At 69.9% G+C, this 14,557-nt stretch carries 13 protein-coding genes and 2 pseudogenes; 2 read left to right on the forward strand and 13 right to left on the reverse strand.

The genetic code is table 11. The annotated features are described in order from the left end of the window. Positions 1–29: 29 nt before the first annotated feature. From QQK29_RS03505 to QQK29_RS03515, 3 genes and pseudogenes are all read right to left on the reverse strand, one after another. Positions 30–1,034, reverse strand: coding sequence for a sugar phosphate isomerase/epimerase family protein (locus tag QQK29_RS03505; protein ID WP_284297830.1), 1,005 nt, complete (start codon positions 1,032–1,034; stop codon positions 30–32). Positions 1,035–1,063: 29 nt separating this feature from the next. Then, positions 1,064–2,238 (reverse strand): annotated as a pseudogene (locus QQK29_RS03510) (Gfo/Idh/MocA family protein). Positions 2,239–2,311: 73 nt separating this feature from the next. After that, entirely contained in the window at positions 2,312–3,346 is a 1,035-nt protein-coding gene (locus QQK29_RS03515) for a substrate-binding domain-containing protein (RefSeq protein ID WP_284297832.1), read from the reverse strand. A gap of 167 nt (positions 3,347–3,513) precedes the next feature. Between QQK29_RS03515 and QQK29_RS03520 the strand changes: the two genes are divergently transcribed. Together QQK29_RS03520 and QQK29_RS03525 are read left to right on the forward strand one after the other, a co-directional pair. Then, a complete protein-coding gene (locus QQK29_RS03520; protein WP_284297834.1) occupies positions 3,514–5,034 on the forward strand; it encodes a sugar ABC transporter ATP-binding protein in 1,521 nt (506 codons plus the stop codon). A 56-nt stretch (positions 5,035–5,090) separates the two neighbouring features. Beyond that, positions 5,091–6,055: pseudogene (locus tag QQK29_RS03525) on the forward strand (ABC transporter permease). Positions 6,056–6,076: 21 nt separating this feature from the next. Here the strand turns inward: QQK29_RS03525 and QQK29_RS03530 are convergent. From QQK29_RS03530 to QQK29_RS03575, 10 genes are all read right to left on the reverse strand, one after another. Then, positions 6,077–6,706: a phosphotriesterase family protein gene (locus QQK29_RS03530; protein ID WP_284297836.1), complete on the reverse strand. Its 630-nt coding sequence runs from the start codon at positions 6,704–6,706 to the stop codon at positions 6,077–6,079. Further along, positions 6,648–7,034: a phosphotriesterase family protein gene (locus QQK29_RS03535; protein ID WP_284297838.1), complete on the reverse strand. Its 387-nt coding sequence runs from the start codon at positions 7,032–7,034 to the stop codon at positions 6,648–6,650. The genes QQK29_RS03530 and QQK29_RS03535 overlap by 59 nt, the downstream gene beginning before the upstream one ends. Beyond that, positions 7,031–7,957 carry a shikimate dehydrogenase family protein gene (locus QQK29_RS03540; protein ID WP_284297840.1) on the reverse strand — a complete coding sequence of 309 codons (927 nt, stop codon included), beginning with the start codon at positions 7,955–7,957 and terminating at the stop codon, positions 7,031–7,033. Before QQK29_RS03540 ends, QQK29_RS03535 begins: the two co-directional genes overlap by 4 nt. Further along, a complete protein-coding gene (locus QQK29_RS03545; protein ID WP_284297842.1) occupies positions 7,954–8,607 on the reverse strand; it encodes a bifunctional 4-hydroxy-2-oxoglutarate aldolase/2-dehydro-3-deoxy-phosphogluconate aldolase in 654 nt (217 codons plus the stop codon). Before QQK29_RS03545 ends, QQK29_RS03540 begins: the two co-directional genes overlap by 4 nt. An 11-nt stretch (positions 8,608–8,618) precedes the next feature. Next, positions 8,619–9,326, reverse strand: coding sequence for a 2-hydroxyacid dehydrogenase (locus QQK29_RS03550; protein ID WP_284297844.1), 708 nt, complete (start codon positions 9,324–9,326; stop codon positions 8,619–8,621). Between the two features lie 232 nt (positions 9,327–9,558). Then, the gene (locus tag QQK29_RS03555; RefSeq protein WP_284301892.1) at positions 9,559–10,035 is read right to left on the reverse strand and encodes an FGGY-family carbohydrate kinase; all 477 of its coding nucleotides are present in this window, start codon (positions 10,033–10,035) and stop codon (positions 9,559–9,561) included. Beyond that, entirely contained in the window at positions 9,939–11,051 is a 1,113-nt protein-coding gene (locus QQK29_RS03560) for a xylulokinase (RefSeq protein ID WP_284297846.1), read from the reverse strand. Before QQK29_RS03560 ends, QQK29_RS03555 begins: the two co-directional genes overlap by 97 nt. A 4-nt stretch (positions 11,052–11,055) precedes the next feature. Continuing rightward, positions 11,056–12,072: an ABC transporter permease gene (locus QQK29_RS03565; protein ID WP_284297848.1), complete on the reverse strand. Its 1,017-nt coding sequence runs from the start codon at positions 12,070–12,072 to the stop codon at positions 11,056–11,058. Between the two features lie 5 nt (positions 12,073–12,077). After that, a complete protein-coding gene (locus QQK29_RS03570; protein ID WP_284297850.1) occupies positions 12,078–13,595 on the reverse strand; it encodes a sugar ABC transporter ATP-binding protein in 1,518 nt (505 codons plus the stop codon). Next, a complete protein-coding gene (locus QQK29_RS03575; protein ID WP_284297852.1) occupies positions 13,592–14,536 on the reverse strand; it encodes an ABC transporter permease in 945 nt (314 codons plus the stop codon). Before QQK29_RS03575 ends, QQK29_RS03570 begins: the two co-directional genes overlap by 4 nt. Positions 14,537–14,557: the final 21 nt, after the last annotated feature.

Raw genomic sequence — 14,557 nt, forward strand, 5'->3', positions numbered from 1 at the left:
GCAAGCCCGACGCCCCTCGACCTGAGCTGTCAGTCGCCCGAGGAGAACGCGGCGTCGAACGCCGCATCCGGCGCGTCGAACGCGAGCCGACGCACGAACTCGAGCGCCTCCGGGGCACCCACCAGGCGGTCCATCCCGGCGTCCTCCCACTCCACCGAGATGGGGCCCTCGTAGCCGATCTGGTTCAGCATCCGGAAGGCGTCCTCCCAGGGCACGTCGCCGTGGCCCGTCGAGATGAAGTCCCAGCCGCGGCGGCCGTCCGCCCACGCGAGGTGCGAACCGAGACGCCCATTGCGCCCGTTGTTCATGCGCTTGCGGGTGTCCTTGCAGTCCACGTGATAGATCCGGTCGCGGAAGTCCCACAGGAACCCGACCGGGTCGAGGTCCTGCCACACCATGTGCGAGGGGTCCCAGTTGAGCCCGAAGGCCTCCCGGTGCCCGATCGCCTCGAGGGTGCGCACGGTCGTCCAGTAGTCGTAGGCGATCTCGGAGGGGTGCACCTCGTGTGCGAAGCGCACGCCCACCTCGTCATAGACATCCAGGATCGGGTTCCACCTGTCCGCGAAGTCCTGGTAGCCCGCGTCGATCGCCTCCTGCGAGACGGGCGGGAACATCGCCACGTACTTCCAGATCGACGACCCCGTGAACCCGATCACGGTGTCGACGCCGAGCGCCCGGGCCAGGCGCGCCGTGTTCTTCATCTCCTCGGCGGCGCGCTGCCGCACGCCCTCCGGTTCGCCGTCTCCCCAGACCCGCGCCGACACGATGTCGCGGTGGCGCTGATCGATCGGGTCGTCGCACACCGCCTGACCCTTGAGGTGGTTCGAGATGGCCCACACCTTCAGGCCATAGCGCTCGAGCAGCTCGAGCTTGCCCTCGACGTAGCCGGGCTCGTCCCATCGCCACGGGTCGAGATGGTCGCCCCAGCAGGCGAGCTCGAGACCGTCGTAGCCCCACCCGGATGCGAGGCGCGCCACCTCCTCGAGCGGCAGGTCGGCCCACTGGCCGGTGAAGAGCGTGATCGGACGAGACATGGTGTCCTCCTCGATGGATCTGTCGGTTGTCAGACGGTAGTCCAGACGCTCTGCGCGGCGGCGCTGCGCTCGACGGCGTCGAGCACACGCTGCACGTGCAGTCCGTCGGCGAACGACGGCGTGGGCTGGTGCCCCTCGGCGATCGCGGTGACGAAGTCGACCACCTGGTGCGAGAAGCCGTGCTCGTAACCGAGCATGTGGCCTGCGGGCCACCAGGCGGAGACGTACGGATGCGAGGGCTCGGTCACGAGGATCCGCGTGAAGCCCTGGCGGTCATCCGGCGCGGTGCGGTCGTAGAACTCGAGGGTGTTGAGGTCTTCCAGATCGAAGGCGATCGCCCCCTCGGTGCCCGACACCTCGACCCGCAGCGCGTTCTTGCGGCCGGTGGCGAACCGGGTCGCCTCGAAGCTGCCGAGCACACCCGAATCGAAGCGGCCCGTGAACATCGCGACGTCGTCGACGGTGACCTCGCCGGTGCCCGAGCCGGCGGCTCCCCGAGGCTCGCGACCTCACCGGGTGAGGTGTCGGCGGGCAGCGGGCGCTCCTTCACGATCGTCTCGAGCGTGCCCGAGACCGATTCGAGCCGCTGACCGGTGATGAACTGCGCGAGGTCGATGGCGTGCGCTCCGATGTCGCCGAGGGCGCCCGAGCCCGCGAGCTCCTTGCGCAGGCGCCAGGCGAGCGGAACCTGCGGGTCGACGAGCCAATCCTGGCGGTAGCTCGCCCGCACCTGGGTGACCCGACCGATGCGGCCCTCCGCCACGAGCTGACGGGCGAAGGTGGTCGCCGGCACCCGGCGGTAGGTGAAGCCGACCATCGCGAAGACGCCGCGTTCCGCGGCACGCGCCGCGGCATCCGCCATCGCCTCCGCCTCCGCGACCGTGTTGGCGAGCGGCTTCTCGCAGAGCACGTGCTTGCCCGCCTCGAGCGCCGCGATGGCGATCTCGGCGTGCGAGCTGCCCGGGGTGACGATGTCGACCAGATCGATGTCGTCGCGCTCGAGCGTCGAGCGCCAGTCGGTGGCGCTCTCCTCCCAGCCCCACTTGGCGGCGGCGGCTGCCACGGCATCCGCGTTCCGCCCTACGACGAGCGCCATCTGCGGATCGGCGGGCAGGTCGAAGAAGCGGGGCGCCACGCGCCACCCCTGTGAATGGGCGGCACCCATGAACCCGTAGCCGATCATGGCCACGCGCATCGACGGCATAAGTCTCTCCTGTCGGAACGTGTGTGGAAGGCGAGCCGGGCGCCCGCGCGAACGCGGACGCCCGGCGGGTGCGTCAGGACGTGAACGCCGTCGGCAGGTACTGGTCGACGTTGTCCTTCGTGACGACCGGTGCGTAGAGCACGATCCGGTTCGGCACGTCGACCTCGACGAGGTCGCCGAGCGCCTTGTTCTGCACGAGCAGACGGGCCAGGCGGATGCCGTCGGCAGCCTGCGTCGACGGGTAGATGATCGTCGCCTTGAGCACGCCGTCGTCGGCCTTGATGGCCTCCATGGCGTTCTTCGAGCCGGCGCCGCCGACCATCACCATCTCGCTGCGTCCCGCGGCGTCGAGGGCCGCGAGCACGCCGACACCCTGGTCGTCGTCGTGGTTCCACAGCGCGTCGATCTTGGGCGCGGCGGCGAGCAGCTGGGATGCTGCCGCCTCCCCGCCTGCCACCGTGAAGTCGGCCGCCACACGGTTGTTCACCTCGAGCCCGCAGTCCTCGAGCGCGTCGGCGAAGCCGCGCGACCGGTCCTGCGTGAGCGGCAGCGAGTCGATGCCGGCGATCTCGGCGACGACCGCGTCGGTGCCGCCGAACTCCTCGCAGATGTAGGTGCCGGCCGAGACGCCCATGCCGTAGTTGTCACCGAGCACGGTGACGCGCGCGGCGAACGGGCTCGAGAACTCGCGGTCGACGTTGACGACCGGGATGCCGGCCTCCATCGCCTTGATCGCGGCGCCGGTGAGGGCCGCCCCGTCGGTCGGCAGCAGCACGATCGCGTCGACCTTGTCGTTGATGAAGGTCTCGATCTGACTGATCTGCAGGTTGGCGTCGTTGGTGCCCTCGGCGACCTTCAGTTCGATGTCGTCGTACTTGGCGGCCTCGGCGAGCGCGGCCGAGTTGATCGCGCCGAGCCATCCGTGGTCGGCCGCGGGGCCCGAGAAGCCGATGACGACCTTGTCGCCGCTGGCCTCGTTGTCGGTGTTGTTGGTGGGCTGGCTCGACGTGCCTGTGTCGCCCGCGGTGCAGCCGGTGATGAGTCCGGTGACCGCGAGGGCGGCGCCTGCCGCGATGACGACGTGCCGCCTCGTGCGGGATGCGCGCATAGGTTCCTCCATAGCTCGGTGAGTGCTGTGTGCCACGGAGACCTGCGCCGCGCGACGCGGAGCTGGATGGGTGTCCCCGTTGACGTGGGTCACGCTAGCAGAAACGTCGCGAAGGGTCCTAACTTTTTCTGTCGCTCGACATAAGCCCCAATGCTATGGTGCATCCCATGGTCAAAGGCGATTCTTCGACGTCATTACTGTCGATGCGCGGGATCACCAAGTCCTTCGCGGGCGTTCACGCCCTCAAGGGCGTCGATCTCGAGGTGCACGCGGGCGAGGTGCACTGCGTGCTCGGGCAGAACGGTGCCGGCAAGTCGACGCTCATCAAGATCCTCTCGGGCGCCTATCAGCCCGACGACGGCGAGCTCGTGTGGCAGGGCGAGACGGTGACGATTCCCGGCCCCGTCGCCGCCCTCGACATGGGCATCGCCACGATGTACCAGGAGCTCGACGTCGTCGACGGCCTCAGCATCGCCGAGAACATCTTCCTCGGCCACGAACTCTCCACCGCCGGGGTGTTGCATCGCGGCGTCGCCGCCAAGCGCACCCGCGAGTTGCTCACGCGTCTCGGTCACGGCGATCTCAACCCGCACACCGAGGTCGAGTCGCTCTCGGCCGCCGGCAAGCAGATCGTGAGCATGGCGCGCGCGCTCTCGCGCGACGCGAAGCTCATCATCATGGACGAGCCGAGCGCCGTGCTCGACTCCGAAGAGGTCAAGAACCTGTTCCGCGTCGTCGAGGAGCTCACCGCCCAGGGCATCGCGATCATCTACATCTCGCATCGCCTGGAAGAGATCCGCCAGATCGGCGACCGCATCACCGTCATCAAAGACGGAGCGAGCATGGCATCCGGCCTTCAGGTGGCCGACACCCCCACGACGAAGCTCATCACCCTCATGACCGGGCGCGAGATCGAGAACGTCTTTCCGCCGCGTCGGCCGGTGGCGCCGGATGCCGCGGTCGCGCTCGAGGTCGAGGGCCTGACCCTGCGCGGTGTGTTCGCCGACATCGACTTCACGGTGCGTTCCGGCGAGGTCGTCGGACTCGCGGGCCTCGTGGGCTCCGGGCGATCGGAGATCGTCGAGACCGTCTACGGCGCACGCAAGGCGACGAGCGGAACGGTCACCGTGCGGGGTGCCCAGCTGCGCCGCGGATCGGTGCGCCACGCCGTCGCGGCGGGCGTCGGCCTCTCGCCCGAAGAGCGCAAGAGCCAGGGGCTGCTTCTCGACGAGCCCGTCTTCAAGAACGTCACCCTCGCGAGCTTCGCCCGCTTCGCGAAGGCCTCCATGCTCGACGAGCGCCGCGAGCGTGCGGTCGCACGCGAGCAGATCGACGCCCTCGAGCTGCGGCCCGCCGACCCCGATCGCGAGACCCGCACCCTGTCCGGAGGCAACCAGCAGAAGATCCTGCTGGCGCGCTGGCTCGTCGAGGGCAGCAGGGTGCTGCTGCTGGACGAACCGACCCGGGGTGTCGACGTCGGCGCCCGCAGCGAGATCTACAACCTCATCCGACAGCTCGCCGATGCGGGCACGGCGATCGTGGTCGTCTCGAGCGAGATCGAAGAGGTGCTCGGGCTGTCCGACCGCGTTCTCGTGATCGCCGAGGGCCAGCTGTTGACCACCGTCGACGCCGACCAGATCGACGAGCACGGCGTGCTCGACCTCGTCATGAAAGGAACCGCCGCGTGAGCGTCACGACCACGACCCCCGAGTCCCCCGCGCCCGGCGAGCACCGCCCGAGCGCCATCCGCCGCGCCCTCAGCGGGTCGGCGGGTCGCAACCTCGGGCTCGTCATCGCCCTCATCCTCATCGTGCTGGTCGGGTGGATCACCGCCCAGGAGCGCTTCATAAGTCTCGACAACTTCGAGACGATCGTGCGCTACGGCTCGATCCTCGGCGTCGTCGCGATCGGCACGACCTTCGTCATCACCGCGGGCGGCATCGACCTCTCGGTCGGTTCGGTCATGGGGCTCGCGAGTGTCGTCGCATCGCTCTCCTGGGTGCAGAACGCCGCGAGCCAGTCGACGTGGCTGCTCATGGTCGTGGTCGCCATCGGGGTCGGCGGCCTCGCGGGGCTCGTCAACGGTCTCGTGATCGCCTACGGGAAGGTGGTGCCGTTCATCGCGACGCTCGCGATGCTCGTGGCCGCCCGCGGGCTCGCCGAGATCTTCGCGAACAAGCAGACCCAGGTGGTGAACGTCACCGGATTCCTAAGCTTCTTCCGCGGCGACCTGCTCGGCATCTCGCTGCTGATCTGGATCTTCGTGCTCGCCGCGGTGGTGGGCTGGTTCCTGCTGGCGCGCACCACCTACGGCCGCCGCACGATCGCCATCGGAGGCAACTTCGAAGCGGCACGCCTCGCCGGCCTGAACGTCAAGCGCCACACGGTGTCGCTCTACGTGCTGGGGGCATCGCGGCCGGTATCGCGGGCGTCATGATCCTCGCGCGCACGACGGCCGGTTCCTCGACGCACGGAACGCTCTACGAACTGGATGCGATCGCCGCGGTGGTCGTGGGCGGCACCCTGCTGATCGGTGGACGCGGCACGATCGTCGGCACCGTGCTCGGCGTGCTCATCTTCTCGACGCTCACCAACGTCTTCACCCAGAACAACCTCAACATCTCGGTGCAGTCGGTGATCAAGGGCGCCATCATCGTGATCGCGGTGCTGCTGCAGCAGCGCTTCGCCTCGCGCTCCAGTTCGGGTTGACGGTGGCGCTCGGCCGTGGGCTCAGCGCCAGCTGAGCCAGGCGGCCGGGTTGTCGACGAGGACCGCGTTCAGCGCGTCGGCGCCGATGCGCTCGGCCATGCGGGGAACGAATCGCTCACCCAGATAGGCGAGCCCGGGGATGCCCCCGTAGGCCGCGTAGCGACTGGCGCGCGCGACATCCGCGCCCAGCAGGATCCGATCGCCCCTGCCCGCGGCGACGACCGCGGCGCAGCTGTCGATGAGGGCGCTGTCGGGCCAGTCCTTGAAGCGGCCAGCACCGTCGTAGCCGAGGTAGGCGCCACGCTCGGCGATCGCGGCATGCAGGCCGGGGTCGGGGGTTCGATCGGCATGGGCGATCGCGACGCGCTGCGCGGCCACGCCCTCGGCGTCGAGCAGATCGAGCACCTCGTCGACGGCCGAGCAGCGCTCGGTGTGCACCATGACGGGTGCCCCCGTCGCCCGGTGCGCTTCGGCGACGGCCTCGAGGGTCGTGCGTTCGGCGGGAGTGATGCGCCAATAATCGATGCCGGCCTTGAGCACCCCGGCGCGCACCGGCGCGCCATCCGGTCCGATGGCGCGGGGGCCGTCGACATCACGATCGTCGGCGGGCATCCCCTCGCGCAGCTCGCGCGTGAAGCGCTCGGCCCACACCGAGGCAGTCCTCCAACACGTGCGGTTGGTCACGGTAGTGATCGTCGCGGTGGCGCCCAGCCGTGGCGACGACCGTGAGGCGAGCGGCGCGGCTCAGCCGCGCGAGCGCATCCGGTCGCCGACCGAGTCCGTGCGGGGTCGCATCCACGACCGCGGCGAAGCCCGACGCGCGCAAGCTGCGCGCCTCCTCGGTCGACGCGGTCTCATCCACGAGCTCATCGCCCGGCAGCAGGGGGCTCACCTGGAAGAAGTGCTCGTGGTAGTTCGTCGCACCGAGGGCGTCGACGGCGAGATCGCCCCCGACGGTTCGGACGAACCCGCCCGTCACCGAACCTCGCCCGCCCGTACCGCGAGACGCTCGAAGAGCTCAGGGGTGAGTTCGATGTCGAAGACCTGCGCGACGACCTGCCCCCATCCGTGCAGGAAGTACACCCAGCCGTCCTCGACGATGAGCTCGCGAGCCTCCTGCTGCGCCCGCGCCTGGTGGAGGAACTCGAGCGTGCCGCGGTAGTTGAACTCCCATACGGCGGCCTTCCGCGGAAAGGCGACATCGTCGCTCAGCGGCGAGCCGGGGCGGTCCTTGCCCATGCCGGTGGCGTTCGCCACGAGCACACCCTCGCCGCCCGCCTCCACCAGCCGGTCGGCCGAGCCCGCGAGGTCGTCGCCATCGAGCAGCTCGTAACGGAACAGGCCGCGGTCGAGGCCGCCGCGTTCGTGCACCTCGCGCAGGTGGTCGAGACTCGCCTGCCGCCGGGCGGCGACCGTCACGAAGGCCGGGCGGTCGGCACGGTGCGCGAGATACCACGAGAGCGCGGTGCCGGAGCCGCCGGCGCCGAGGCAGACGACTCCGGCCTGCGTGCGGGCGAAGTAGTCGTCGGGCAGGAACGACTCGAGGGCAGCCCCGACCGTGATCGGGTCCTTGGCTGCGCCGTGGATGCTGCCGTCCCGCTTGTACACCGAGGAGATCTCGCCGCACGCCTCGGCGAACTCGTCGACGCTCGCGAACAGGTCGCGCGCCGCCTCGAAGACCCGCACCTTATGGGTCGTCACGAGCGCTCCGGCCTGGCCGGGGTCGTCGCGGATCTCCTCCACGACCTCGCGGTAGCGCTCGTCGGGGGCACCGAGGGCGACGTCGAAGCCCTTCAGCTCACGGCTGTCGAGTCCGAGCTCGTCGGCCCAGGCCGGGAACACCCGGTTGATCGAGGAGTTCGCGGTGTCGACGCCGACGAATCCCATGCGTCCGCGCGTCACGCCCCGGCCTCCTTCCGCGCCTGCTCGAGCGCCTCGGTGAACTGCTGCGCGCGGCGCCGCGTCGACGAGAAGTCCTCCGCGGCCAGATCGGCTGACGACACGAGCTCCCCGCCGACCCCCACGGCGATCGCGCCGGCCGCGAGCCACTCGGCCACGTTTCCAGCGCTCACACCCCCGGTGGGCATGAGCGGCACGTCGGGGAACGGGCCGCGAAGGGCACGCAGATAGGACGGGCCGCCGAGACTCGCCGGGAACACCTTGACGACATCCATGCCCGCCCCGCGCACCGCCATCACCTCCGACGGGGTGAGGGCCCCGGCCATCGTCGTGAGGCCCGTGGCCCGCATCGCCGCACCGAGGTCGGGAGCGAAACCGGGCGACACCAGGAACACCGCGCCCGCATCCGCGGCCCGCTGCACGTCATCCGGAGTGGTCAGGGTGCCCGCGCCCAACAGGATGTCGCTGCCGAAGTCACGTGCGAGGTCGGCGATGAGCGTCGCGGCGTCGGGCACCGTGAAGGTCACCTCGATGCCGCGTACCCCTCCCGCGATGACCGCATCGATGGCGCGACGTGCGAGAGCGGCGGACGGCGCGCGGACCACGGCGATCACGCCGGTCTCACGCACCACGGTCAGGTCGTGTGCGTTCATGATTCCTTACTTCAAGCGGTGACGAGGTGCACGGGTTCGCGCCCGGCGACGACGTCGAGCACGGCGTCGACGCTCAACCGGGTCATCATGTCGATGGCCTGCACGGTCTGGGCGCCGAGGTGCGGGGTGAATGTGGTGAGCTCGCGGAGATCGTCGGCGAGCAGCGGGCTCTCACCGCCCGCGGACTCGGTGGACAGGGTGTCTGCCGCGTAGGCGGCAAGACGTCCGGCGCGCAGCGCGTCGGCGACGGCGACCTCGTCCACGAGGTCGGCGCGTGCGGTGTTCACGAGCACGAGCCCCTCGACTCGCGCGAGCCAGTGCGCATCGATGAGGGTCTCGCCGCCGGGCGAGTGCAGCGAGACCACGTCGAGACCCGCGAGCTCGGCGAGCGAGTCCACACGCGTGACGTCCTCCACGACGCCGGGCGGAAGCCACGGGTCGAAGACGTGCACGCTCGCCCCGAGGGCCCGCACGCGGCGTGCGAACCCGCGGCCGATGCGACCGTATCCGATCACGCCGACCCGCCTGCCGTCGATGCCCATGCCGCGGATCGCCGACCAGTCACCACGGCGAAGCGCGGCGTCGCCGCGGGCGATCCGGCGCAGCCCGAGCAGCGCGAGCGTGAGGGCGAGTTCCGCCACCGACTCGGAGTTCGCGGCGGGGGTGTTCGCGACCAGGATGCCCCGACGCGTGGCTGCCGCGAGGTCGACGGCATCCACCCCGACGCCGTAGCGGGCGACGATCCGCAGCCGGGGGCGAGACCGAGGTGATCGTCCGTGACCGGGCCGGTTCCCGCGATCCAGGCGTCGACCTGCGGAAGCACCTCCGCGAGCTCGTCGAGGGAGTGGGAGGGCGGCGCGGTGATGACCTCCAGACCCGCCTCGGCCAAGCGCGCGCGACCGTCGTGGCCACCGGACGAGAATGAGCGGCTCGTCACGAGCACCGCACCACTCATCGGGTGCCTCCGTACCAGGGCTCGAGAGATGCATAGGCCTGCTCGAACCGCTCGGCCGCGACACGATAGGCCGCAGTGCGGCCCGCATCGGGCACGAACTCGGCCTCGACGACCGAGAGCGAGCGAGCCGCATCCACGCTCGGCACGCTGCCCAGTCCGACCGCGCCGAGCACGGCGGCACCCAGGCTGTTGGCCTCGTCGACGATGCTGCGCCGGCGCACCGGCAGCCCCCACACGTCCGCGAGCACCTGCAGCCAGACATCCGACTTGGCACCCCCGCCGACGGCGTCGACCGAGTCGATGCGGGCGCCCGAGGAGCGGAAGGCGTCGATGCAGATGCCGAGGTTGAACGCCACGCCTTCCAACACGGCACGCGTCAGGTGCTGCCGACCGTGCGAGCGGGCGAGGCCGACGAACGAGGCGCGAACGCTCGGATTCCATCGCGGCGAACGCTCCCCCAGCAGGTGCGGCAGGAAGAAGAGCCCCTCCCCGAGGCGTCGACCGTCTCGGCCTCTGCCACGAGCCGTGCGAAGCGCTCGCTTCCCGCACCCGGTTCCAGCACGTCGGCAAGCCAGTCGAGGGCGCCCGCCCCGGTCTGCATCGTCGCGGTCGGGACGAACCGGCCCGGTACGACGTGGTTGAAGGTCATGGTGCGTCGCCGGGGGTCCAGCAGCGGCGCATCCGAGGCGAGCGAGACCCACGAGCTCGTGCCCAGGCACACGTAGGCGCCGTCCTCGGGGGCGACGATGCCGGTGCCGAGTGCGGCCATCGGTCCGTCGCCGCCTCCCACGACGACGGCGATCCCGGCGCGCAGCCCCAGCTCGGATGCGGCATCCGGCAGCAGCGGTCCCAGCACCTCGGTCGAGGGCAGGATCTCGGGCATGAGCTCACGCGCGACACCGGCCGCGTCGAGCAGCGGTGCCGACCAGTCGGCCGACTGCTGATCGTAGGCATTCGCTCCGGATGCGTCAGAGGCGTCCGTCGCGAGGCGTCCGGTGAGGCGACGGTTCACGTAGTCCTTGGCGAAGGCCAGGTGGCGCACCCGATGCCAGACGTCGGGCTCGTTCTCGCGCACCCACATCACCTTGGGCAGGGTGTAGGTGGCGTTCAGCGGATGCCCCGTGATCCGGTAACCCTCCTCGGCACCGACGGTCTCGACGAGTTGCGCCGTCTGCTGCGAGCTCCGCGTGTCAGCCCAGATGATCGCGGGCCGGACGGGCTCATAGTCGGCGTCGAGGAAGATGCCGCCCATCATGTGCCCCGATACCGAGACCGCCTCGACCGCGGAGCCCGCGACCTCTGCCGACGCGAGCAGTTCGCGCGTTGCGGCGACGACCGCGGTCCACCAATCGGCGGGATCCTGCTCGACCACGCCCGCCGCGCCGTAGTGCGTCGAGTAGCTCACGGTCGTCGCCGCGACGAGCACGCCCTCCACGGTGTGCAACGAGGCCTTGTTCCCGGTGGTTCCGAGGTCGTGCGCGATGATCATGGCGCTACTTGATGCTGCGCAGACGCGAGCGGTCGATCGTGAGCGCCACGGCCGCGACGATCACGGCACCGTAGAACACCTGCTCCCATGCCGGGTCGACGCCGACGGCCGAGAGACCCACGCGCAACACCACGATGATGAGCGCGCCGACCAGCGTCTTCATGGCGCCGCCGACACCACCCGTGATCGCCGTGCCGCCGATCACGACCGCCGCGATCGCGGGCAGCTGCATGCTGTCGGCGAGCGACGGCCCACCCGAGCGCTGCAGAGCAACGAGCATGACTGCTGCGAGACCCGAGAACAGACCCGAGAGGGTGAAGGCGAGGATGCGCAGGCGCACGGTCGAGATGCCCGACATGAGCACCGCCGGCTCGGCCAGGCCGAGCGCGTGCAGAGCACGTCCGCGCCGCAGCGTGCCCATGAGCACCGCGATGACCACCGCGATGACGATCGCGAGCAGACCGCTCGCCGGCAGCTGCGCGATCCGGAGGTCGGCGAGCCACCCGACGACGTCATAGCCCTCGCTGAGGCGAATCGTCGAGGCGCCCGAGATCCACAGGCCGATGCCGGAGTACAAGCCGAGCGCGCCGAGGGTCACGATGAACGACGGCACCTGGGCCTTGGCCACCACGAATCCGTTGACGAACCCGATGAGCGAGGTCACCAGGAGCGCGAGCACGATGCCCCCGGGGCCCATGTCGGGGATCCAGAGCGCCAGCAGCACGGTGCCGAAGGAGGCGACCGCCGCGAAGGCGAGGTCGATGCCGCCGGTCAGGATCACGAACATCTGCCCGAGCGCCAGCAACAGCAGCGGGGCGACGCTCTCGAGCAGCCCACGCATGCTGTAGAGGCTCAGGAAGTTGGGCTGCTTGATCGTGATCACCAGCACGAGGGCGATGAGCACCACGAGCGGGATGAGCGGCGTCAGCCGGTCGCGCCAGCTCCGCCCCGTCGCGGGGACGATGGCGCGGAGTGCCGCGGTGCTGGGATCGGCTGCGGCTTCATCGGTACGACGGTTCATCAGCGTCACACCATCCTCTCGACGAGATCCACGGGCTTGGGCTTGGATCCGGCGGGCGCGTCGAATCGGCGCTCGATCCGGCCGTCGCGCATCACGAGGATCGTGTGACTCAGGGCGATCGTCTCCTCCAGCGAGTCGGCGAGCAGCACCACCGCCATGCCCTTCGCGCACTGCTCGCGCACGAAGATGTAGACGTCCTCCTTGGCGCCGACATCGAGTCCGCGCGTGGGGTGGTCGAGGATGAGCACCTCGAGCTCGGGCGAGTTGAGCCACTTCGCCAGTACGACCTTCTGCTGGTTGCCGCCGCTCAGGTTGCCCACGTTGGTGCGCTCGTCGGGTGTGCGGATGCGCAGGCGCTTGATCCAGGCGCCCGCGATCTCGAGCGCCTTCTTCGGGTTGCGGAACGGCCCCCAGGCGGCGGTCTGCGGCGCCACCAGGAAGATGTTCTCGGCCACGCTCAGGCCGTCGGCGATGCCCTCGATGCGGCGCTCGGCCGGGATGTACCCGAAGCCGGAGGAGACCGCGTCGACCGGGGAGGCGAACTTGACCGGCTTGCCGTCGACGACGATCGAGCCCGAGGTGCTCGGCTCGGCGCCGAACAGCACGCGGCTGAGCTCTTCGCGTCCGGAGCCGATGACGCCCGCGATGCCGACGACCTCGCCCGCACGCACGTCGAAGCTCACGTCCTCGAACTGGCCCGCGCGTGTCAGGTTCTTCACCTGCAGCTTGACCGGAGCCTCGTCGACGGGAAGCTGTTCGTCCTCGTGGTAGAACTGCGCGGAGCTCTCGCGTCCGACCATGAGGCGGTGCAGCAGATCGATGTCGGCGGATGCGGCATCCGTCTCGCCCACCGAGCGGCCGTCCTTGAGCACGTAGACGCGATCCGAGACGCGCAGCACCTCTTCGAGTCGGTGCGAGACGAAGATCACGGATGCGATCTGCCGCAGCCGGTCGATCTGGGCGAAGAGTGTCTCGAGCTCGGCGCCCTCGAGCACACTCGTGGGCTCGTCGAGGATGATGACGGGCTCGACCTGCGCGCCCTCCTCGACATACATCGCCTTGGCGAGCTCGACGAGCTGGCGTTCGGCGAAGCTGAGCTTTTCGACGATCGTGGTGGGGCTGATGGCCGAGGCGATCTTGTCGAGCTGGCGCTGCGCGACGGCGTTGAGCTTGGGCCAGTTGTAGAAGCCGAAGCGCACCGCGTCGCCCTCGGCGCCGAGCAGGATGTTCTCGGCTACGCTCACGCTCGTGACGAGCGACTGCTCCTGGTGCACCATGCCGATGCCGGCGCGGGCGGCGTCGCTGGAGTTGCGGAAGGTCACGGGCTCGCCGTTGCGGAGCACGACGCCCGCGTCGGGCTGGTAGATGCCCGTGAGCACCTTGAGCAGCGTGGACTTGCCGGCGCCGTTCTCTCCGATGAGGCCGACCACCTCGTGGGGGCGCACCTCGAAGCTCACCCCGTCGAGGGCGACGACGCCGCGGAAACGCTTCGTGAGGTCCTTGACCTCGAGCACTGCGGTCACTTGATGATCCTCACTCTCGTGCGCAGACGCCATCCGGTGGCGACCACGGCCGCGATGATCACGAGGCCCTGCACGGCGACCTGGGCGTACGGGTTGACGCCGATCAGGATGAGGCCGTTGGCCAGGACGACGATGATGAGCACGCCGACGAAACTGCGCAGCACCCCGCCGCGTCCACCGGTGAGCAGAGTGCCGCCGAGCACGACGGCGGTGATGGCGGTGAACATGGTGCCGGAGCCAATCGTGGGCATCCCGACGCCCAGCTGCGACCCGAGCAGCACACCCGCGATGCCCGAGGCGGTGCCGCCGAGCACGAAGGCACCGATCTTGTAGCGGCCGACGCGCACGCCGGAGAGACGGGCGACCGCCTCGTCGCCGCCGATGACGTAGCCGTAGCGGCCGAGCCGCGTGAAGCGCTGCACGAACCAGCCGATCACCAGTACGAGCACCGCGATGAGGAAGATGTTCGCGATGCCGAGGGTGCTGCCCTGGCCGAGCATCCGCATTCCGGAGTCGAGCACACGCGGCGAGCGTCCCGCGAAGAGCACGGTCGCGATGCCGATGCCCACCGCACCCAGCCCGAGCGTCGCCATGAACGACGGGATGCCGAGCTTCACGTTGGCGAGGCCGTTCGCGAGGCCGAACACCGAGCCGGCGAGCACGGCCAGCAGCGCGCCGAACAGGCCGAGGGCGAGGTCGTTGCGATCGTTGGCGACGGTGAGCGCGAACACGAGCGACGATGTCGCGACCACGCCCTCGATGGAGAGATCGATACCGCCGAGGAGGATGACGAAGGTCAACCCCGTCGCGATCACGAGCGGCACGGCCGCCTGCGACAGCAGGATGCCGATGTTGCCCGGGCTCACGAAGACCGGGTTCGCCACGGCGAAGACGACGATCAGCACGATGAGGGCGACGAGCGGCCCTGCGTCGGCGATCAAGCGGCGGACACGCGGCGAGAG

The organism is Homoserinibacter gongjuensis (assembly GCF_030161875.1).
Taxonomy (GTDB): Bacteria; Actinomycetota; Actinomycetes; order Actinomycetales; family Microbacteriaceae; genus Homoserinibacter; species Homoserinibacter gongjuensis.